At 59.4% G+C, this 21,496-nt stretch carries 20 protein-coding genes; 12 read left to right on the top strand and 8 right to left on the bottom strand.

The features are described from left to right. The first annotated feature begins 64 nt into the window (after nucleotides 1-64). The 7 genes from AC1AX7_RS04700 (at nucleotide 65) to AC1AX7_RS04730 (ending at nucleotide 8,309) form a co-directional block, all read left to right on the top strand. Nucleotides 65-1,648, top strand: a complete 1,584-nt coding sequence (locus tag AC1AX7_RS04700) for a PP2C family protein-serine/threonine phosphatase (protein ID WP_476508937.1) — start codon at nucleotides 65-67, stop codon at nucleotides 1,646-1,648. Continuing rightward, nucleotides 1,645-3,066 (top strand): FtsW/RodA/SpoVE family cell cycle protein, encoded by a 1,422-nt coding sequence (locus AC1AX7_RS04705; RefSeq protein WP_476508938.1) that lies wholly within the window; start codon nucleotides 1,645-1,647, stop codon nucleotides 3,064-3,066. The genes AC1AX7_RS04700 and AC1AX7_RS04705 overlap by 4 nt, the downstream gene beginning before the upstream one ends. Further along, a complete protein-coding gene (locus AC1AX7_RS04710) occupies nucleotides 3,063-4,529 on the top strand; it encodes a peptidoglycan D,D-transpeptidase FtsI family protein (RefSeq protein ID WP_476508939.1) in 1,467 nt (488 codons plus the stop codon). The genes AC1AX7_RS04705 and AC1AX7_RS04710 overlap by 4 nt, the downstream gene beginning before the upstream one ends. Then, a complete protein-coding gene (locus tag AC1AX7_RS04715) occupies nucleotides 4,526-5,449 on the top strand; it encodes a serine/threonine-protein kinase (RefSeq protein WP_476508940.1) in 924 nt (307 codons plus the stop codon). Before AC1AX7_RS04710 ends, AC1AX7_RS04715 begins: the two co-directional genes overlap by 4 nt. Before the next feature lie 11 nt (nucleotides 5,450-5,460). After that, entirely contained in the window at nucleotides 5,461-7,542 is a 2,082-nt protein-coding gene (gene pknB, locus AC1AX7_RS04720; RefSeq protein WP_476508941.1) for a Stk1 family PASTA domain-containing Ser/Thr kinase, read from the top strand. A 297-nt stretch (nucleotides 7,543-7,839) separates the two neighbouring features. Then, nucleotides 7,840-8,136, top strand: coding sequence for a DUF2089 family protein (locus tag AC1AX7_RS04725; protein WP_476508942.1), 297 nt, complete (start codon nucleotides 7,840-7,842; stop codon nucleotides 8,134-8,136). Then, complete coding sequence (locus AC1AX7_RS04730; RefSeq protein WP_476508943.1) at nucleotides 8,133-8,309, top strand: hypothetical protein; 177 nt, start codon at nucleotides 8,133-8,135, stop codon at nucleotides 8,307-8,309. Before AC1AX7_RS04725 ends, AC1AX7_RS04730 begins: the two co-directional genes overlap by 4 nt. Nucleotides 8,310-8,412: 103 nt before the next feature. On the opposite strand, the gene AC1AX7_RS04735 is transcribed toward AC1AX7_RS04730, so the two are convergent. Together AC1AX7_RS04735 and AC1AX7_RS04740 are read right to left on the bottom strand one after the other, a co-directional pair. Then, nucleotides 8,413-9,537 carry a class E sortase gene (locus AC1AX7_RS04735; RefSeq protein WP_476508944.1) on the bottom strand — a complete coding sequence of 375 codons (1,125 nt, stop codon included), beginning with the start codon at nucleotides 9,535-9,537 and terminating at the stop codon, nucleotides 8,413-8,415. Nucleotides 9,538-9,545: 8 nt separating this feature from the next. Then, nucleotides 9,546-10,355, bottom strand: coding sequence for a DUF881 domain-containing protein (locus tag AC1AX7_RS04740; RefSeq protein WP_476508945.1), 810 nt, complete (start codon nucleotides 10,353-10,355; stop codon nucleotides 9,546-9,548). 161 nt (nucleotides 10,356-10,516) lie between these two features. On the opposite strand from AC1AX7_RS04740, the gene crgA reads away from it, so the two are divergent. Next, nucleotides 10,517-10,996 (top strand): cell division protein CrgA, encoded by a 480-nt coding sequence (gene crgA / locus AC1AX7_RS04745; RefSeq protein WP_476508946.1) that lies wholly within the window; start codon nucleotides 10,517-10,519, stop codon nucleotides 10,994-10,996. A 251-nt stretch (nucleotides 10,997-11,247) separates the two neighbouring features. On the opposite strand, the gene AC1AX7_RS04750 is transcribed toward crgA, so the two are convergent. Together AC1AX7_RS04750 and AC1AX7_RS04755 are read right to left on the bottom strand one after the other, a co-directional pair. Continuing rightward, nucleotides 11,248-12,549, bottom strand: coding sequence for a THUMP-like domain-containing protein (locus tag AC1AX7_RS04750; protein WP_476508947.1), 1,302 nt, complete (start codon nucleotides 12,547-12,549; stop codon nucleotides 11,248-11,250). Nucleotides 12,550-13,082: 533 nt separating this feature from the next. Beyond that, nucleotides 13,083-13,868 carry a rhomboid family intramembrane serine protease gene (locus AC1AX7_RS04755; RefSeq protein ID WP_476508948.1) on the bottom strand — a complete coding sequence of 262 codons (786 nt, stop codon included), beginning with the start codon at nucleotides 13,866-13,868 and terminating at the stop codon, nucleotides 13,083-13,085. Between the two features lie 129 nt (nucleotides 13,869-13,997). On the opposite strand from AC1AX7_RS04755, the gene AC1AX7_RS04760 reads away from it, so the two are divergent. Continuing rightward, on the top strand, nucleotides 13,998-14,213 hold the full coding sequence (locus AC1AX7_RS04760) for a hypothetical protein (protein ID WP_476508949.1): 216 nt from the start codon (nucleotides 13,998-14,000) through the stop codon (nucleotides 14,211-14,213). A gap of 196 nt (nucleotides 14,214-14,409) precedes the next feature. Here AC1AX7_RS04760 and AC1AX7_RS04765 read toward each other — a convergent pair whose 3' ends face one another. Next, nucleotides 14,410-16,854 (bottom strand): glycogen/starch/alpha-glucan phosphorylase, encoded by a 2,445-nt coding sequence (locus AC1AX7_RS04765; RefSeq protein ID WP_476508950.1) that lies wholly within the window; start codon nucleotides 16,852-16,854, stop codon nucleotides 14,410-14,412. 423 nt (nucleotides 16,855-17,277) lie between these two features. On the opposite strand from AC1AX7_RS04765, the gene AC1AX7_RS04770 reads away from it, so the two are divergent. Then, on the top strand, nucleotides 17,278-17,889 hold the full coding sequence (locus AC1AX7_RS04770) for a response regulator transcription factor (RefSeq protein WP_476508951.1): 612 nt from the start codon (nucleotides 17,278-17,280) through the stop codon (nucleotides 17,887-17,889). Beyond that, complete coding sequence (locus AC1AX7_RS04775) at nucleotides 17,886-19,091, top strand: sensor histidine kinase (protein ID WP_476508952.1); 1,206 nt, start codon at nucleotides 17,886-17,888, stop codon at nucleotides 19,089-19,091. Before AC1AX7_RS04770 ends, AC1AX7_RS04775 begins: the two co-directional genes overlap by 4 nt. A 150-nt stretch (nucleotides 19,092-19,241) precedes the next feature. Here the strand turns inward: AC1AX7_RS04775 and AC1AX7_RS04780 are convergent, their stop codons facing one another. Together AC1AX7_RS04780 and AC1AX7_RS04785 are read right to left on the bottom strand one after the other, a co-directional pair. Continuing rightward, nucleotides 19,242-19,739, bottom strand: a complete 498-nt coding sequence (locus AC1AX7_RS04780) for a hypothetical protein (protein WP_476508953.1) — start codon at nucleotides 19,737-19,739, stop codon at nucleotides 19,242-19,244. After that, nucleotides 19,736-20,230 (bottom strand): hypothetical protein, encoded by a 495-nt coding sequence (locus tag AC1AX7_RS04785; RefSeq protein WP_476508954.1) that lies wholly within the window; start codon nucleotides 20,228-20,230, stop codon nucleotides 19,736-19,738. The genes AC1AX7_RS04780 and AC1AX7_RS04785 overlap by 4 nt, the downstream gene beginning before the upstream one ends. Before the next feature lie 158 nt (nucleotides 20,231-20,388). On the opposite strand from AC1AX7_RS04785, the gene AC1AX7_RS04790 reads away from it, so the two are divergent. After that, nucleotides 20,389-20,883, top strand: coding sequence for a sterol carrier family protein (locus AC1AX7_RS04790; protein WP_476508955.1), 495 nt, complete (start codon nucleotides 20,389-20,391; stop codon nucleotides 20,881-20,883). Between the two features lie 194 nt (nucleotides 20,884-21,077). Here AC1AX7_RS04790 and AC1AX7_RS04795 read toward each other — a convergent pair whose 3' ends face one another. Beyond that, on the bottom strand, nucleotides 21,078-21,449 hold the full coding sequence (locus AC1AX7_RS04795; RefSeq protein WP_476508956.1) for a DUF3073 domain-containing protein: 372 nt from the start codon (nucleotides 21,447-21,449) through the stop codon (nucleotides 21,078-21,080). Nucleotides 21,450-21,496: the final 47 nt, after the last annotated feature.

Here is a 21,496-nt window from a genome sequence, read left to right on the forward strand (position 1 = left end):
AACCCAACCGCTTCAACACGATCAGCGGAATCGGCCGGCTTCGGCAGACGTTCCGACGCTGTTCATGTATTCCACGACCGTCTCGGATGTCGGTACGGTCCGCTCCAATAATCAGGATTCTTCGTTCGCGGGCGAACGTCTGATCGCGGTCTGCGATGGCATGGGCGGCCACGCCGGCGGCGACACCGCGTCGACGATCGCCATCCGTTCGCTCGCGCATATCGAGCAGGACAATCTGCAAGGCGATATCGCCGCCGTGGCGAAGATGATGGTCACCTCGGTCATGGCTGCGCACGACGCCATCGTCGGCAAGGCCAAGCGCGAACGCCGCCTTGCCGGCATGGGCACGACGGTGGTCGCGGCGACGCTTGTTTCCGGATATTGGATTTTGGCGCATATCGGGGATTCCCGCGCCTATCTGCTGCGCAACGGCAAGCTGACGCGCATGACAACCGACCACAGCTACGTGCAGCATCTGATCAATACGGGCCGCATCACGGAAAGCGAAGCGCGCAATCATCCGCAGCGCAACGTCGTCATGCGCGTGCTGGGCGACTTCGACATCGATTCGCATCCCGACATCGCCATCCGCAAGGCGCATCCCGCGGACCGCTGGCTGCTGTGTTCCGACGGCCTGTGCGGCGTTTTGGAGGACTCCACGCTGCAGGAGGCCCTGTCCACGTATTCTTCGCAGGACGAATGCGCGCAGCGTCTGGTCGCGATGGCGTTGCGTGCGGGCAGCACGGATAATGTGACCGCCGTCATCGCCGACGCGACATTGGCGCTGGATGAAAAGGCCTTCGACCTGCCGCATCAGACGCCGCTGGTGGGCGGCGCCGCCAGCTCCAGCCTGGAGCCGATCGCCGACATCATCAACGAGCCGGTCGCGTCCGCGCCCGCGTTGCGCCGCGAGGAGAAGGAATCGCCTGCGCAGCGTGCCGCTGCTTTGGTGCAGGGACGCGCCGCGCAACAGAATCCGGAGGAAGAGGCCGATCAGCATATCGCGCAGCCGTCCATCGCCCGTGAGGAAAGCGGCGCGCTGACGAATCCCGATACCGGCGAGATACCGGTGGTGCAGAAGAACGACGGACGCGTCACGTCCGATCCGAACGACCCCGAAGTGGCGTCCGCGATTCGCGACCAGCAACTCGAGCGGCGCAAGGCGAATCGCGCCAAGTCGAAACGCACCCGCGTCATTGCGCTGATCGCGATGACGCTGACTTTGGCGGCGCTTGCCGCCGGCGCGGCCGGCGCATATTACTGGTCGCAGACGAAGTATTATCTGGGCGACGACAACGGCTCGATGACGATTTTCCAGGGAATTCCAACGAATATCTTCGGTTTTGAACTATCGCATCCGATCGAGTCGACCGGCATGAGGACCGCCGATATGCCGCAGTCATGGCGCCAGCAGTTGGAGCATGGCATCACCGTCGATTCGTATGATGAAGCGTTGCAGCATGCCGATCTGATCGAACAGCAGGTGCAGCGGTTCAAGGAAGAGGAAGACGCCAAGAATTCGGATAAAACGGCTGCGGACGCCGGCACGAAGTCGGATACCGCCGACGGTGCCGGCAAAACCGACGGCACGCAGAAGAACGATGACGCGCCCGCTTCCGATGCCACGCAGGACGGTGATGCCTCATGATCGCGTCCCGTCTGAGGCAATGCACGTCGATGCTGTTCACGATGCTGATATGCGGCATCGCCTTCTTCCAGATGTTCAAACGCACGACGGGCGGCTTCCCGGCTGATTTCATGTGGATGCTGCTGACCGTCGGAGCGTTGTATCTGGTGCTCTGGGGTCTGATGATCAAATTCCAGCCGTACGCGAATCAGACGATTCTGCCGTGCGTGATGCTGCTGACCGGCATCGGCGTCACGATGATCACGCGCCTCGATCAGGACAGCGGCACCTCCACCGGCATGCGCCAGCTTGTCTGGCTGATTCTTGCGCTAGTGCTGTGCGGGCTGCTTATCGTATTCATGCACGACTACCGCATTCTGCGGCGCTTTTCGTATGTCTGCATGGTCGTGGGCCTGGTGCTGCTGCTTTCCCCGATGCTGCCGTTCATCGGCTCCACGCAATACGGCGCGCGCATCTGGGTGGAGATACCCGGGCTGGGATCTTTCCAGCCGAGCGAATTCGCCAAACTGTTCCTGTCCGTGTTCTTCGCGGCATACCTGTTCGACCATCGCGACCAGCTTGCCGTGGGCGGCAGGAAATTCCTCGGACTGCAGCTGCCGCGCATCAAGGACATGGGCCCAATCATCATCGTATGGCTCGTGTCGATGGGCGTGCTCATCGTCCAGCGCGATCTGGGCACATCGCTGATGTTCTTCGCCATGTTCGTCTCCATGCTGTATGTGGCCACAGGCCGTAAAAGCTGGATCGCCATCGGCATCATCGCCTTCGCCGCCGGCGCCGTGCTGGCGGCAAGCATCTTCAGTCATGTCGGAGCCCGCGTCGACGCCTGGCTGCATCCTTTCAGCGCCGAACAATACGGCAAGGAATTCGGCGGTTCATACCAGCTGGTCACCGGAATCTTCGGTATGGCGTCCGGCGGCATGTTGGGCACCGGCCTGGGGCAGGGGCATCCTTCGATCACGCCGCTGGCGAATTCGGACTATATCTACGCGTCCGTGGGCGAAGAGCTTGGTCTGACCGGTTTGATGGCGGTATTGATGGTCTATCTGCTGATCATCGCGGCGGGCATGCTCACCGCGATGAAAATCAAGGACGGATTCGGCAAGCTGCTCGCCTCCGGTCTGGTCTTCACGATGGCGTTCCAGGTGTTCACGGTCGTCGGAGGCATCACGTTGGTGATTCCGTTGACCGGCCTGACCATGCCATACATGGCCGCGGGCGGCTCCTCGCTTATCGCGAACTACATTCTCGCCGCGCTGCTGCTCGTCATCTCCAACGCGGCGAACAAGCCGGAGCCGGAACTGTCCAGCGAGACGTTCCAGCATGAAGCGCTGGCCGCGCTGCGCAGGCGCGAACAGAAGGCGCAGGAACAAGCGGCGCCGGCGAATCCGCGTACCGTTTCGGGAGGCGCACGATGAACAAATCCCTGCGCCAACTGTTTACGGTCGTGCTTATCCTGTTCGTCATCCTGGGCGGTTCGACCAGCATCATCATGGCGATCCGCGCGAACGAATTCAATGCCGACCCGCGCAATTCCCGCGCGTTGTATTACGAATACGGCACGCCTCGCGGCGCGATCCTGGCCAGCGACGGATCGATCATCGCCCAATCGACCGCCGTCAACGACGCGTTCTCGTACCAGCGCGAATACACTGACGGCGCGGTCTACGCGCCGATCACCGGCTATTTCTCCATCAGCCAGCGCGCAGACCGCGGTCTGGAGGCTTCGCGCGGCGAACTGCTGTCCGGCCAGGCCGACCAGCTGTTCTGGCAGCGTTTCAAATCGACGCTGACGGGGGAGACGAACGAGGGCGCCTCCATCGAAACGTCCATCGACCCGGATCTGCAGAAGACCGCCTATGACAGGCTCGGTTCGAACGACGGCGCCGCAGTCGTGATGGAGGTCGACACCGGTCGCATTCTCGCCATGGCCAGCACGCCAAGCTATGACCCGAACGCGCTTGCCGGACATGATACCGCCGCCGTCAACGATACGTACGCCAAGCTGACGTCCGATCCGACGAATCCGATGCTGAACCGTGCGACAAGCCAGCTGTATCCGCCGGGATCCACGTTCAAGACCGTCGTCGCCGCAGCGGCTTTGGAAACCGGCGAATACGACGTCGATACGCAGATTCCCGCCGGCTCGTCGTATACGCTGCCCGGCACGAACACGGCGCTGACGAACAGCGTCTCCAGCGCCGACGGGTCCAACGGCAAGATCTCCTTTGAGGACGCGCTGGCGTATTCGTCCAACACTGCATTCGCGCAGCTGGGCGTGGCGCTGGGCCAGGACAAGGTCGCCGACATGGCTCGGAAGCTGGGGTACGGCTCCGCCATCACCGTCGACGGCAACGATTCGACCGGCATGCCGATGATGGCCGTGGCTTCGCAGTTCCCGTCCGACCTGACCGACGACAGGCTGGCGCTTGCCTCGATCGGGCAGGGGGACACCCAGTCCACCGTATTGCAGAACGCGTTGGTCGCCGCCGCCATCGCCAACGACGGCGTGCTGATGACGCCGACGTTGGTCGATCGCGTCCGTGCCAGCGACCTGTCGGTGATCTCCGAAACGAAGCCTAAAGTGATGTCTGAGGCGTTCAGCGCGGACACCGCCGATAAGCTGACGCGGATGATGGAATCCGTCGTCACCAAGGAAAACCAGAATCTTGCGATCGACGGCGTACAGGTCGCCGCGAAGACCGGCACCGCGCAGATCGGCGAGAACAACGAATCCATCGACGGCTGGGTCATCGGCTTCGCGCCGGCTGACGATCCGAAGTATGCGGTGTCCGTGGTGGTGCACAACGTGGATCTGTACGGCTCGTTTGCCGCCGGTCCCATTATGAAGGCCCTGCTGGAGGAGGCGATGGCTGAATGAAACTGATTGAGGGGCAGCTGATTCATCGGCGTTACCGCTTGGACTCCCGCCTGGCGCAAGGCGGTATGGGCGAGGTATGGAAGGGCTACGACATTCAGTTGGGCCGCCCCGTCGCCATCAAAGCCTTGCGCGACGATATCGACAACCAGGAGGCGAAGCGTCGCCGTCTGCGTGCGGAAGCGCATAATTCCGCCAATTTGGCGCACCCCAATATCGCCGCGCTGTTTGAATACTACGAGCATGACGGCATCGGATTCCTGATCATGGAATATGTGCCGAGCAAATCACTGGCTGACCTGTACCGCGAGCAGCATGTGATGGATCCGACGGAATTGCTGCCGATTCTGATCCAGACGGCACGCGGCCTGTTCGTCGCGCATTCGCATGGCGTGATTCATCGCGACGTGAAGCCGGCCAATATCATGGTCTCGGACAGCGGGGAAGTGAAGATCACCGATTTCGGCGTCTCCTATTCGACGAATCAGGAACAGATCACACAGGACGGCATGGTCGTCGGAACCGCGCAATATATCTCCCCCGAGCAGGCGCAGGGCCAGCAGGCGACGCCGCAATCCGACATCTATTCGTTGGGCGTGGTCGCCTATGAAGGCCTGTGCGGACAGCGCCCGTTCACGGGCACGACGCCGGTCGACATCGCCGCGGCTCATGTGAACAATCCGGTGCCGCCGATGCCCGACACCGTGGATGTGCAGCTGCGCGAATTCGTCATGTCGATGCTGTCGAAGGATCCGCTTGACCGCCCCAAAGACGCATTGGCCGTCTCCCGTACGCTTTCTCGCATCGAGCGGCGTCTGCTCGACCAGCAGACCATGATGGCCGATACGACGACGGTGACGCCGTCCGGCCGCATGCCACGACGCGTTTCCAGCAAACCACACCTGATGCTTAACGGAAATTGAAGGGAAGAACAATGAGCAACCACCTGCCCACCTCGTTAGCGAACGGCCGCTATCAGCTTGTGCAGCTGATAGGCCGCGGCGGCATGGCTGAAGTGTACATGGCGTCGGACACGCGCCTGGGCCGTACCGTGGCCGTTAAGCTGATGCGCGCCGATTTCGCCTCCGATCAGATCTTCCTGAGCCGGTTCCGTCGCGAAGCACGTTCCGTGGCCCAGATGAACAATCCGAATATCGTCAACATCTACGATTCCGGCGAAGAGGAGATGGTCGGCGACAACGGGCAGGTGGAGCGGCTGCCGTATCTGGTGATGGAATACGTCAAGGGCCAGACGCTGCGCGATATCCTCAAGGTCAACGGCGCCCTGAGCCAGCGCGACGCCGAACAGGTGATGCTCGGCGTGCTCGGCGCCTTGGAATATTCGCACCGCATGGGCATCATCCATCGCGACATCAAGCCCGGCAACATCATGATCTCCGAGCAGGGCATCGTCAAGGTCATGGATTTCGGCATCGCCCGCGCTTTGGACGATTCCGCCACGACGATGACGCAAAGCCAGGGCGTGGTCGGCACCGCGCAATACCTGTCCCCGGAGCAGGCCCGCGGCGAAAACGTCGACATGCGCTCCGACCTGTATTCCGCCGGCTGCGTGCTGTATGAGATGCTGACGGGCCGACCGCCGTTCACCGGCGACTCCGCCGTCGCGATCGCCTACCAGCATGTTTCCGAAGTGGCGACTCCTCCGAGCACGCTGGTGCCGGGCCTGCCGAAGATGTGGGATTCCATCTGCGCCAAGGCGATGGCCAAGGATCGCCAGAACCGCTATGCCACGGCCAGCGATTTCAAGAACGATCTGCTGACGTATATGAACGGCGGCGTTCCGGTCGCCGCGGCGTTCAACCCGCTGACCGACCTGTCGAATATGAAGGCCCGCAAGCAGGCCGAGCAGGATGCCGCCACGGTTGCGTTGAATCCGATGGATGATGCGGGGGCCACGCAGGCGTTCAACCCCGTTACCGGCCAGTTCCAGCAGGTGATGCCCGACGCCGCCACCGCGACGATGACGCGCGCCGAACAACGTGCGGAAGTGACGAAGAAGAAACGACGCAAGCAGATCATCATCGGTTCGATTATCGCGGCGATCATCACGATCGCGCTGGCGTTCACCGTATTCGCGATGATGAACGGCGACCAGACGGACGATACGCCGGAGCAGATCACCGTTCCGACGCTGGCTTCGGGAGACAGCGAGGCCCGTGCCATCGAAAAGCTGATGGCGGCCGGCTTCGAGCGTGACGACATCACCATTGAGGAGGACACCGAATCCGACATGCCCGAAGGCACCTTGACCAAGCAGGATCCGGAAGGCGGCACCAAGGTCGATAAGGGAACGGAGATCACCGTATGGTTCTCCGCGGGGCCGCAGAGCATCACCGTGCCGGACGTGTCGAATATGACGCAGGATGAGGCCAGCGACGCCTTGGAGAAGGCGGGCCTGACCGTTGCCGGCGTGCAGAGCGAAAACAGCGGCGTCATCGACAAGGACAAGGTGATCCGCACGACGCCGGCCGCCAGGAGCACGGCCAAGAAGGGCGACAGCGTCACTTTGGTGATTTCCAACGGCATGGTATCCGTACCCGACGTGACCGGCCTGGATGAGAATTCCGCAGCCGACACCCTGCAGCAGCAAGGGTTCGAGAACCGTACCATCAAGTATGAGGAGTCCAGCACCGTGGAGCAGGGCAAGGTGATCCGCACGACGCCGGAGGCGAATACCACGGTGGAAAAGGGCACGCCCATCACCATCTACATATCGTCCGGCGTGGCCCAGGTCACCATTCCGAGCGTGCAGCTGGGTGTTGATACGTATGCGACGGTTGTGCAGAAGCTACAGGCCGCAGGCTTGGCAATCAACGTGTCCGGCCCGCAGGACGACAACGCCATCGTCATTTCGATGAGCCCTGCACCGGGAACCGCCGTGGATGCCGGCAGCACGGTGACGATCACCACCGCACAGGGCGCCGGCAATAACGGCGATACCGGCAACGGCGACAACGGCCAAACCGGTGACGGCGACGAGACCGTTCAGCAATAATCAACATCTCATATGATTGTGGCGGCGCTTCCGATAAGGGGCGCCGCCACAATCATATGCAATGAAATCTGCGACAGCATCCGTCAATCATTGTAACGGAATACCACTCGATCCCACCAACGAGTTGTCACCCTCTTGTTCACAGGAGACCGGCAATTCGTTTTTTGGAAACTGCGATATTCATCGCTAGCCGAAAAGAAAAATCAACATCAATGAGACCTTTCCTTATTCATCATTGACAAATCAAAAAAATTGAATATTATTAATATAAAATCAATATTCTTCAAGGAGGTGTTCGTGAAGCAGCTGCCGGATTGGCTAGCAAATCTGGCGGACGATGACATAACATTCATCAAAAATTTCATTCTGTCGTCCGGCTCCCTCAAGCAGATGGCCCATCTTTATCAAATTTCATATCCCACAATGCGCATTCGTCTTGACAGACTCATCGAGAAAATACACCTCTCGGAAGAATCCGAAGACGATTCATTCATCTACCTTGTAAAAAGTCTTGCCATCGATGAGAAATACGACGTACAAACGGCTCGGACTCTCATCGAAGCATACAGAGAGCGGAAGGAGGAAAACAAATGACCGCAGCAATGCTTTTCGCCCCTCTTTTGACCATCATATTCGTCACTGGCGTATGCGTTCTTGTCATTCTCATTGCCAGAAGCCTGATTCGGTATTCGACTTCATTGCGCGATAAGAATCATCAACAGAAAAAGAATAAGGAAATCGACAAACTCATCGTGCACGATCTGTAAACATATCAGCAGGATTCATCTTCCGTCACATATCGCCGAAACGGCAAGACCATCCACACTGCAGGACAGAGCGGCTGCGCCCACAGCCTCTCCGTCCTGCGAATCAGCCGACTGCATAATTCGACATCTGCTGCAGTGCCGGAATATTGGAGGCCGCCCAGGGGAAGCCCCATTCGAACAGGGCGGCGGCAACGGCGAACGCCAGAATCAGCATCAGCACGATACGAATCGGCAGCACGCCCGGCTGCAATCGCGACAGGGCGCCGTACAGGCTGAAATCAGGCTTGCGGCGCAGGCCTTCTCGAATCGCGCGGCGCGCAGGCCAGCGCCAGGCCAGCGCCGCGGCGGCGAACAGCACCACGTATACGGCCAGCGCGCCGAGAATCAGCGGCCGCAGGGAATCGATCTGCGCGACAGGCGAGGTTTCGCCGTTATTGACGAAGCTCACCTTTCCGGATTCGTCGACGGACGCCAATTCCTGGGGTATGCCGTCGGACACCTTCGCCCAGTACTGCAATTCGCCATAGCTGATCCAGCGATGCGTCGGCGTCGAATACTTCGGCTCGCATGTCGTCATCGTGATCATGCGCTTGGTCGGCGCCGCCCCCGGGGTCTCCGGATTCGCCGAAATCACGTCGATATCTTCCGGCAGCACGATTTCATAGCTGGTGTACCGGTAGACATACCAGTAATCCTGCGTACGGACGATGATCGCGTCCCCGGGCTGCAGCTTGTCCACATCGCCCAACGGCTGGCCATAGCCGTTGCGATGGCCGGCGAATGCGAAATTGCCCAGTTCGCCGGGCATCTGCGAGGAGGAGTAGTGGCCGAGTCCGTGCTCGTTCAATTCGACCAGCGACGTGCCTTCCACCAGATTACGGCTCCACTGTTCGCCGAAACGGGGAATATACACCTGGGCGATGAGCTCGCCTTCGGAGACGTTTGTCGGCGGGATAGGCGGATCGCCCTCCTGCGGCTGGGCGATCGTCGTTTCGCCTCCGTCCCCGCCCGGCGATTGCCATGATGCGGATTGCCTCGTCTGCTCCTGCACATGCTCGGACTGCACGCCGGTCCACCACATCTGCCATGCGATATACAGCGCGCAGACCGCCGCCATCGTCAGCAGCAATTCCGCGACGACGCCCAGCATGACCCATACCCTGCCATGCGAGGAAGCGCTCGACGGATTCGCGCTGCGGTGACGGCCCTTCTGTATGTTGCGTTCCATCCGAATTCCTATTCTCCTGTATGTGTGGTTGTCGTATCGGATGCGTCGGCGTCTCCGGCCGTCGCATCTTCATCATCACCGTTTTGCACCGACGCATACCGCAACGGCTGCAGCACGGCATCGGTTTCCTCAAAACGCAGATTGTCCTTCGTCTGAACGTCCCAGCCCAGGCCGAACGCCGACACGTACTGTTTGTAGATCTCGATCGCCTTGGAATCGTCCAGCGCCTCCAGCATGCCGTCAGTCGGGCCGATGGCGGAGACCGTGAACGGCGGCGAATACTTCTTGCCTTGCAGAAGCAGCACGTTGCCGACACATCGCACGGCCGAATTCGACAGCACGCGTTGATCCATGATCATCATCGACTCCGCGCCGCCGGCCCATAATGCGTTGACCACCGCTTCGATATCCTGCTGGTGGATCACATAGGCGTCGATATCCGCGCTGGATCCCGAACCGTCGACCGCGTTCTGCCAGAGCGGGGAATCATCCAATGTGACCGTGACGCCCGGCCCCTCAACGGCTTTCAGCAGTGTGCCGGAGCCGGCGTCTTCACCGTCGCTTTGGCTGGCGCCGTCGCCAAGTGTCTCGCTTAACGTGTCGATCTGCGAGCTCAGGTCGTTGATCTCATTTTGCAGATCGTTGGCGTATTCCATGCGCTGCTCGACCAGGTCGGCCGTGTCGGAAGACACGGTCACCGACCGGTTCACGCGCAGATTCGTGGTCAGCAGCAGACCGGTCAAAGCAAGAACGATGACCATTCCCACGCTGCCGAACCGCGTATACCGGGCGTGCCTGCCCGCGGCATGTCTTCCCATCGCCCCTCCAATCGACGATCCGACGCCTGATGCGGATGCGATCAACGCGTTTTCGCAAAAACCAACGATTTTCCTCGAATATCGAGCGATTTACTCGCAATTGTAAGCATCGCAGTCGCCGCTTTCGAGTCTAACCACTATTATGACTTTTAGCCTATTGAATGGAGACTATGCTGATGGCTAACGAAGAGCTACACGAAATCGACTCGGATGCGCAGAAGGATTGGCAGGCCGAGGCTTCCGGCGACACCGACGAAATGACCCAGGCACAGGCCGAGGCCACCGCCGACGATGAGGATAAGGCCACGTCCGAAGACGACGAGCTGGGCATTCCGATGGACAAGGTCGAGGCCGTGCTGAACGCGACCATCGATAAGGACGACGTATCCCCGCAGATGCGCCGCATGATGCAGCGTCAGGTCGAGAACACCCGCCGCGTCGAGGAATCCATCAAGGGCACCAAGTCGAATCCGCGCTGGTTCGTGCCGCTGTTCTGCACGCTGATGGTTCTCGGCCTGATCTGGGCCGTGGTGTACTACCTGTCCGGCAACTATCCGATCCCGAACATCGGCGCATGGAATCTGGCCATCGCCTTCGCGCTGATCATTCTCGGCTTCCTCATGACGATGTGGTGGCGCTGAACTTCACGATTTTCGAATCAGCATGATCGCTTCCGCGCGGGCATGCGCCGACCGCCACCGCAGGCAACGTGTCCATCCGTGATGCGTCGCCGCACGGCGACGGTAGGCGTGCGCCCGCGTTTTGCACTGTCCACTCGCAGTCACGGCGCGGTCAGGATACGGCCATCACGCCATTTGCACGTCGGCCGTTTACGCACTGGCATATACCGGTACTCGTCGCGGCATCGCATAATGCTTTGCATCGCACGGCGTCACGCTCGCATGGCGTCACGCATGGTTTGGGTGGCGCTGCCGGTCTTATGCGTTCTGATCAGCACGCGGCGGCCGCCCTGCATCGTCGTCGCGAACAAGTAGACGTCGCCGCCGTCTTTCAGCTTCAGCTTTTTGCGCAGGTCGGCCGCGCTCATCGGCACGTTGCGTACGGCGATATTGGCGTGCGTCACGCCGTCAAGCAGCGTTTTCACGTCTTTTTTGCCCATGCCGCCGATCGCATCGATGATGAATCCTCGCCCGGGGAAAGTCGGGCTCGGCTCGGCCGCGACCATCAGATGACTGCCCGGCCCGATCTGTTTCACGCCGTAGAGCCGCTCCACCAGATCGAAGCATCCGGCTTTCATAATCGACGCATTCGGCTCGTACAGATATTCCATATTCGGCAGGGCCGCATTGCCGACGCTCATGCCGCGCGTCGATTCGCCGGCGCGATAGCGCAGCCGCTGGTCGTCGTTGACGCAGGTGATTGTGGGGCCGCCGGCAACGTCGCCGCTGGCGCCGGTCGTGCCATCTGCGCCGTCCGCATCGCGTTGCAGGACGAGCAGCAGCTCCTTGCATTCATTATTCGTCGATACGATATGGACTTCGCTCACATGCCCCTTGAAATCGGCGACGGTTTTACGCCAGTCCAGCATCGGAGACAGTTTGATGACGACATGCGCCGCCTTTTCGAGCAGTTCGTCGCGCAGGGCCAGTACGTTCGGCGTGCAGTCTTCGATCGCATAGGTGCGGCCGCCGTGCGCGTCACGGCGCGCGGGGTCGACGACGATCAGGTCGACGGGCTGCATGGCATGCAGATATTCGACGGCGTCGGCATTGACGATATGCGCCTGGTCCAGGCCAAGCGCGCGCATGTTGTGTTCGGCGAGCTCACACAGATGCGGCTGGCGTTCCACGTAGACGGCGCGGTCGAATCCGGCGCCCATATAGGAAAAATCGACGCCGAAGCCGCCGGTGAGGTCGACCATGGTGGCGGCCGCCTTTCCGGCAACGCCGGTTTGGGATTGAGGCGGATCGCACAGGCGCCGCGCGATTTCGGCCTTATAGCGCGCCGTGAATTCGGAGGAGCATTGTTCCATGGAAATATGCGCAGGATAGACGATATCGTCGCAGGCGGCCCACTGCGGAAGCTTGGACTCCGCGATGCGGCGTCCTGCGATTTGGTCCAGGGCGAAGGGGATATCCAGGCCTTCCGCAGGTTTCGCGCTGAGCGCCAGCGTACGGACGTCATCGTCACGATGCGCTGCGATGAATGCTGTGGTCTGTGCGGTAATCTCCATACGCGGCATTGTACCCAGCGGCGTCCCGGTTTTGGCCCGGTGCGCATCGATGTTCAATCCCATGTTCGGATCAGCAGCGTTACGAAAGCGCTCATGCGGCGTTCCGACGAACTTATAGGAGTCTCAAACCCATTCCGAAGTCAGACGATCGATATCGTGACGGACTATTCCACTTATCCACAATTCACTGTGGATTGCGTGTGGATACAATTTCCCCACCCCTATATATAGGGAACGCCCACCTGCTGAAACCTATTTACAGGGCCGCTTTTCCAAGGTTTTCCACTATGTGCATAACCTCTTTTCCACATTTTTCCTCTTCCGAAAAGGGCGGAAAATGTGCATTTGTGGATATATCTGTGGATAACTCAGCCGGTTTTCCCCGACTTATGCGCAAGTTATTCCCATGTTATCCACATGTTTTTCCACACTTGTGCATAAGTCGGATACGATGGCTTCCTCCGTCTTGAATCGAAGCGCACAATCACAGGAAAACCGACCGCCCACCGGCTGTGACACCGGACCATCCGCCGTCACAGCCATGCGATCGTCAGAGGATTGGCGAGATTGCACAGCACTGAAATCGCGACCGCCAACACCAGCATCACCGACCCGTAGGCAACGGTTCGGTATGCAAGGCTTTTGCCGCGCAATGCGTGCAATCCGGAGACCAGCAGCCAGGTGAAGACGCCGCCGCATACGAATCCGCCCAAATGCGCCTGCCAGGCGATGCCGCCGATCATGAACGGCATCAAAAAGTTGATACCCATCCAGATCAACATCGAACGAATGTCATACCCCACACGTCGATACACCACAAGGATCGCGGCGAACAGGCCGAACAGCGCGCCGGAGGCGCCATACGCGCTGGTGAGCCAGCCTTCGCCGTCCGGGCCGATCAAGGCCCACAGCATCATGCCGGCGTCGCCGCCAAGCCCCGACAGCATATAGAGCGCAAGGAACGGCAGATGGCCCATCATCCGTTCAAGGATCGGCGCCACGCTCCACAATGCCAGCATATTGAACAGAATGTGCACGATGGAACCCGGATCATGCATGAACATCGACGTGACGAACGTCCATGGATGCGACAGCGCCGTCACCGGCGCGAACGCCCCGTAGGCGACCATCATGCGCAGTCCCGTGGGCCATACAAGCGACAGCACCAATTCGACAAGCCATACGATCACGCACACCGCCAGGATCGCGGTCGCGATGACGGGATCGTTATTGCGCCAGTGATACCGCAGGGCGCGTTTGGAGAACATGTCTTTAAGCGAAGGGGAGCCCGGGAACAGGCTGAATCGTTGATATGCCATGTTCTTACTGTAGCGGGCGGCATACCGGACTTGCGGGCGGCAAATCACCCAATCGTCACAAACGACGACTTATGATGGGAAGCAGATTGGTCTGAACGTGCAGGCCAACGCCTAGGGAAAGGAGCCGTAATGGAGAACAAGTCTTCTAACGGTTGGAAGTTCTTCGCACTGCTCTTCGGCGCATTGCTCGCCGCAGTCGTCGGACTGTACATCTACAAGCAGCAGAATCCGGATTATGATCCGTGGGAGGAGCCGTGGGAGAACAGCTCTTCTCCGGTCGATCTGGGTCTGGCCAAGGATGCGACCGCCGACGAAGAAGCCGAGGCCGCCGAAGTGGAAGCCTGATCCACGCAACGACGGGCTTTGGACGGGTTCCAAGGCCCGTTTTTTCATGCCCGGATTCCATGGGATTCGAGCTTATAGGAATGAGCGGATGAACCAACAAAGCAGTGGAATGGCCGTATGGCCATTCCACTGCTTTGCGACCATCGGATACGGGGCGGCCGGCCCGATGTCCAACGGTCGGCCGCCGATTGCCGTATCAGGCCATCGGGCCGGTGTGCCAGATGCGCTCCAGATAGTCTTCGATGGAGCGGTCGGAGCTGAAGTAGCCGGAGTTCGCCACGTTGAGCAGGGCCTTGCGGTTCCACTCGAGCGGCTCGCGGTACAGGGCCTCGATGTCGGACTGGATCTCCGTGTAGGCGTGGAAGTCGGCCAGGGTCATGAACCAGTCCTTGGTCAGCCAATCGGCGACCAGCGGGGCGAAGGCGTTGCGGTCACCGTTGGAGAAGGTGCCGCCGGCCACCATGTCGATGGCGTTCTTCAGGCGTGGGTCGGCCTCGTAGTAGGCGGCCGGGCTGTAGCCTTCGGCGTACAGCTTGTCCACTTCCTCGACGGTCATGCCGAACAGGAAGAAGTTCTCCGGGCGCACCAGCTCACGGATCTCCACGTTGGCGCCGTCGAGGGTGCCGACGGTCATCGCGCCGTTGAGGGCGAACTTCATGTTGCCGGTGCCGGAGGCTTCCTTGCCGGCCTGGGAGATCTGCTCGTCCAGGTCGGTGGCCGGAATCAGGTGTTGGGCCAGGCGGATGTTGTAGTTGTTCGGGAAGAACACGTTCAGCTTGCCCTTGACGTCCGGATCGTTGTTGACCACGCGGGCGACGTTGTTGATCAGCTGGATCGTCATCTTGGCCAGATAGTAGCCCGGAGCGGCCTTGGCGCCGAAGATCACCGTGCGCGGCAGCACGTCGTCGGCGTCGACGGTGCCGTTCTTGATGTCGGCGTAGCGGGCGATGACGGCGAGGATCTTCAGGGCCTGACGCTTGTACTCGTGCAGACGCTTGACCATCGTGTTGAACATCGTGTTCGGGTCGAGTTCGACGCCGTACTCGCGCATGGCGTAGTCGGCGAAGTCGACCTTGTTGGCCTGCTTGACTTCGGCGAAGCGACGGACGAATTCGTCATCCTGCGCCAGCGGCTCCAGGCCCTTGAGCAGTTCCAGATCGTTGAGCCATCGGTCGGTGCCCAGGCCTTCGGTGATCAGGTCGGACAGGCGCGGGTTGGCGAGCTTGATGAAGCGACGCGGGGTGACGCCGTTGGTCACGTTGGTGAACTTGTCCGGATACACGTCGGAGAAGTTCTTCAGCGTGACGTCCTTGAGCAGCTGGGAGTGCAGCTCGGCGACGCCGTTCACATAGGAGCCGCCGTAGGTGGCGAGGTAGGCCATGCGCACCGAGTCGCCGGTATAGATGACCATGTCCTTGATCTTGTCTTCGTCGACGCCCTTGGTTTCGAGTTCGGCGACGAACTGGTCGTTGATCTTGCGGATGATCTCCAGGTGGCGCGGCAGCAGGCGGCCGATCAGATCGGCGGACCACACTTCCAGGGCTTCCGGAAGCAGCGTATGGCACGTGTAGTTGAAGGTCTTGGTGGTGATGGACCAGGCGGTATCCCAGTCGTAGTCGTATTCGTCCATCAGGACGCGCATCAGTTCCGGAATGCCGATCACCGGGTGGGTGTCGTTGAGCTGGAAGCAGATCTTCTTCGGGAAGGTGGTCAGGTCCGGCTTGTCTTCGCCCGGATAGAACACGCGGATCGCGTCATGGATGGAGGCGGAGACGAAGAAGTACTGCTGTTCCAGACGCAGTTCCTTGCCGACCTGGGTGGAATCTTCCGGATACAGGATCTTGGAGATGTTTTCGGCGGCGACCTGCGGCTTGACGGCGTCGAGGTATTCGCTGCGGTTGAAGGCCAGAAGATCGAATTCGTCGTAGCTCTTGGCGCTCCACAGGCGCAGCGTGTTCACACGGCCGGAGGCGTAGCCCGGAACCATGTAGTCGACCGGCACCGCGCGCACGGACCAGGCCGGCTTCCAGACCTTCTTGCCGTTCTCTTCGACGACTTCGCCGCCGAAGTTCACGCGCTGGGAACGGTTGTAGTCGATGTGGCCCCACGGCTCCTCATTGGCCAGCCAGTAGTCCGGACGCTCGACCTGCTTGCCGTCGGCGTCGAATTCCTGCTTGAAGATGCCGTACTTGTACTGGATGCCGTAGCCGAAGGCCGGAACGCCCAGGGAGGCGAGCGAATCGATGAAGCAGGCGGCCAGACGGCCCAAGCCGCCATTGCCCAGACCCGGCTCGTATTCGGCGTCGACGACATCCTGCACGTCGAAGCCCAGTTCCTTGACGGCGCCGTTGAACTGTTCGGTCAGGCCGGCGTTGAGCAGCGCGTTGCACAGCTGCTTGCCCATCAGGAATTCGGCGCTCAGATAGCCGACGGCCTTGGTGTTGCCGTTGACCATGTCATGCTGCGTGGTCATCCAGGAATCCATCAGATGACGACGGACGGCCGTCGCCGCAGCCACGTACACATCGGCGGCGGTTGCATTCTCGACGGTGACGCCCTGCGTGTACTTCAGCTGTTCGCGGATTTCATCGGCGAATTCGGCCGCGGTGACAGGGGACTGAGGTGCGGTGATTTCAGTCATATATCTGACTCCCTTTAACGAATATCGTTCTGAGTGAACCATTATGCCGCGCGCCGATCGTCTTTTGCGTGAACGCAATCCGAACGGTACGCGACAAAATGCAAACGTTCTCAAAATATAGAATAACGCTTTCTAGAAAAAAGCGAAAATCCTAGATTTTACGACTGCACTCGTTTGCATAAACCGATTCTCTTATCTCACGGCAATCATTACATTGCCTTGACAGCCCATTGTAGTCGATGCCCATCCGTCCGACCACCCGAGCGAACAATGCACCGACATGCGCCACGTCCGGATTCCCCTCGACTCCTTCCTTCCAAAGTCAGCGTAACGTTCATGAATTCGTTGCCCACCCGCGGCCCTGCCTAACTATGATGAGAATCACTGCCACCTTGATCATGTACCGGACAACGGGGGGAAAGTATGGAGGAGACGGCGGAGCCCATTACCGTAGGCATCGTGGATAACGACATGCTGGTACTGGAAGCGTTGTCGCATCTCATCGCCCAATGCCAATCCAGAATCCAAGTGATATGGACCGCAACGACCGCGGAACAGGCGTTCGGTCTCTGCATCCGGTCATCGTCTCGCCCTCAAGTCGTATTGACGGATATCCAGATGCCCGGCATGTCCGGCGTCGAACTGGCACAGCGATTAGCCCAACATACTCCGCAGATCACCGTCATCGGCCTGACTGCGTTTGCGACAGATTCCGACAGCGAACAGACAACGCACATGCGCATCCTGCCGAAAGACATACCGGTCACCGTTCTGCTCCGATATATCGGCATCGCAACAAAAAAAGACATAGCATTGCAAAAGCCATCGCAGACCCCTCGCAAATGTCCGCTGTCTCACACTGAAACAGCGATCCTCAGCCAGTATGCCCGAGGACGAACCACCAGTACCATCGCGCATTCGATGCAGATAAGCGAGACCACCATCAAAACACATATGCGACGCGCATTCGCCAAATTGGAAGCCCACAGCCGAACCGAAGCCGTAGCCATCTGCAAGGGGCAAGGCTGGATATGACCATGGCCAGATTCCCCATCCCTCCCAAATCTCAGATCATTGCGCCAGCGGTCTGCATGCTGATATTCATCGCAGAAGCGTTGGCCACCGAACGGCAACTCACGAATTTGGAATTTACCTGCGCTGTCCTATACGCATCCCTGCTGGCGGGAATGACGATATCCCGCATCGCGGCACCGTGCGTACTGCTGTTGTTGGCTCTGGCCATCACACTGATGCCCCAGATGGTATACGGGCCCTCTGTCCTGTGGGGTACCTGGGTCGCAATCGTCCGTCTCTCAATGCAAGCGCCGCCAACGCTTCCTGTCACGCTGACAGGCGCTCTGACCATTGCGACGTACGCATATCAAGTCCTACAGCATTTACCCATCACCGTGGGAGTGGTCTGCATGTCTGCGACATACCCTTTCGCCCTGTTAATGGGACTGCTCATCCGCAAACAGCGGGAGATAGATGCGCTCAAAACAGCGGCCGCCCTCGCACAGCAAGAAGCGAGAATACGACAGCGGGACAACACGGTGATAAGGCTGCTGCACGATTCCGTGGCCGCATCCATGACGTACGCGTTGATGCTTTGCAGGCAGGAACAACAATGTCTGAAATCATGTGATGAGCCCGAAGAGTCGACGATACTGCTGCAACGACTCGACCAGACGCTGCTGCGTGCGCTGCGCGAAATACGGACAGGCGTCATCCGCCCCTTGATGAACACCTCGCCGCAAACAGAAATGCGCAATGCCGACAGTTCCAATACCGAACCGCGAGACGACCGGCGCAGCTATTTGTTCGACACCATCAACGAGACTCAGCAACGACTGGAATCCCTGGGCTTCACCGGATCCTTCACAGTCGACGACATACACCTGTTGCCGGCAGAATACATCCCCTCTGTACACGACATCATCCAGGAAGTGACAAACAACATAATGAAGCATGGTGCGCCTGGCCCGTTTTTGTTTCACGTATCACTTCGGAATGGTGAGTTGTGCATCATTTCATCCAACATCACCGACAACGCCGCCGAACATGAACGACAGAATGACGTTAATCACACAACGGGAAACGTTCGGTACGGTTGCTCATTCATCAAGCAGACCGTAGAGGCGCTGTCCGGCACAATCGCCATCAACGATGAGGATGGCGAATGGACCATTTCGATTTCCGTTCCTGTGCCGGACAACGCTTCATCGATCGCCGCATAGCCATTGCAGGGGCACCGGACACGGTATACCTCTGCCAACCGTATCCGGACCAGAGCCATAGCCGACCTTCGGCTCATCCGCCAGTATCGGTGTGATGCTCATTAGCGCCAATGCGACGACCGCAATACCGGATAGTAATTTCATGTCTTATCAGCTATGCGCCAGCCAGGGCTCATTTGTCGGCACCTTAGCGTGCACAGACACACGGTTGACGATATCGCAAGGTGCCACGACATCATATCGGGTGTAATCGAACTCGTATCCACGAGACCCCAATTGCACCCATTGAGTCGTATTGGTGGTATTGGTCCACGACCAACCCTGCATTTCAGAAATGGAAACAGACCGACTGATGTTCGAACTGATACTGGCTTGCGCAAAACTCACGACTTCAACAGCAAAGCCCGCGCTGACGGCTGCCTCCACCGTAGTGGTCTTCGCCACTTCCACTTTGTAGGTGGCACCTGGGTCAAGCCAACTTTTAGGCAGACTGCCCGGCATGAAAACCCTGGTTACGTTACTTGAATACTGGTGCCGCCCCATCTCCGGACACGCCCGGGTCTCGACACCCTGCGCACATACCGGCAACGACATCAACATGGCAGCCGCCGCCACGGCACCGGCCACCACTTGTCTCCATCTTTTCATGATCGATCCTTTCCTTCATAAACCGTTACAATCATTGACGTCTGCCCACCGGTTTCAATCGATACGGCATCCGCCTCGGGAAAAAGCCCGACAGGCAACGAGACGACTTCCAATCCCTCCGGCGTGCAAGCCTCCGACTTGATCAGCCGTCTGCTCTCGTCGCCCCTGCGCAAAGAGATGGACATCGATTGGTCAGCGGATTGCCGGCACATATAACCGATGTAGTACGTATGACCATCATCGGTTCCCGCGGAAAACGGTATGAGACCGGAACCGGATAAAGCCCCGGAACCGAGTTGTTGAACCAACGCAGGTCCGTTGGCTTCGCCGAAGAAATCATCACGCATATAGGCATCCAATGATTCAACGGTAAATGACTTCACCGGGTCAGTTTCCTCATCAGTCTCCCGATGTTGGCATGATCCGACCACCAGCACCGATGACATCACCATCACCGCTGCCAGTACCCGATCCCTGATAACTGCGCGCATGGCCACTGCCCTCCAATTTGGAACCTCATTGTCCTCGTTCCTGGGATACGTTCACATCCCATGTCTACAGTGTTACGCTTCACACAGCGGTTCGCCACCGTCTGATGTACTACAAACGGTCAGGACGTCCGTCACCCATGTAGGTAACAATGAATGACATGCCAGCCATACGAGAACAGGACATCGAAAAAGGACGCGCCGCCTGGCAGCAGTGGCGCGACGCCGCCAATCACATGCTCGCCGCGCAGGACGTCCCCATTCCGCGGATTCCGTCGGATCGGATCGCATCAGACATCGACGACGCAGCGGGCGACGCCGACAATGGCGACGCCGCCTTCCGACTGGCGTTATCGCCGACGCTGCCGCGCCCGACATGGGCGATGGCGGTGCGATACACGCTGTCTCTGCTGGAACGCAAAGCCCCCGGCGAAGGCGTCGAAGTGCGCGTCGCCCCATGGGGCGCCATCAAGATACTGGAAGGCCCCGCCTCCGATCCGCATAACCTCACGCCGCCCGACGTCATCGAATTGGATCCCGCCGTATGGCTGCGCCTCGCCGCCGGCGTCACCACATGGGATGAGGAAAAGGAGGCGGGCCGCATCAGCGCGGTCGGCGAACGCGATAATCTAAGCAATCTGCTGCCGCTGCGATGACGACGCCCCGCAATGACGATATTCGCGGAACGACGCCGCCCGCACAATGATCGCGCCCGCGGCGCGGCGCCGTCATCGCAACGGGCGTATCGCAGGCAGCGATGCCATTGAATCATCAATCAAACAATCAATACGATAAGGGCCGCCTGCTGAATCCCATCGCATCCAACAGGCGGCCCGAATAAATCGCAAAATCACTGCTTCGGCTTCAACGCGCTCGGCATCGGCATCGGAATGGGCTTGTGAGGCTTGGCTGCAGGCGATGCCGCAGGGAATTCCCCGCTCGTCGCCTTCGCCGCAGCTTCGGCCGCCCACTTGGCGTACTCATCAAGATCGTCATCCACAGAGGAAGCATCAGCATCGGCCGAAACGTTTTCGCCAGCATCGCTGACATCCGCATCATGGGAATACTGATCTTCGATATCCGCAAAAGGATCGAACGAGCCGGTTCCCGGCTCCTGCGCACCCAGCTCCTTGGCGAGCTCGTCGTAATCCGTATCAGTGGTCAAGTACTTGAGCTTTCGAGCAATCTTCTGCTGCTTGGCTTTTTGACGTCCGCGGCCCATCAGACCCCCTGGGAAATTACTGTGCTATCAAATTCATCAACATACGA

It is taken from the genome of Bifidobacterium sp. LH_449 (assembly GCF_056356755.1).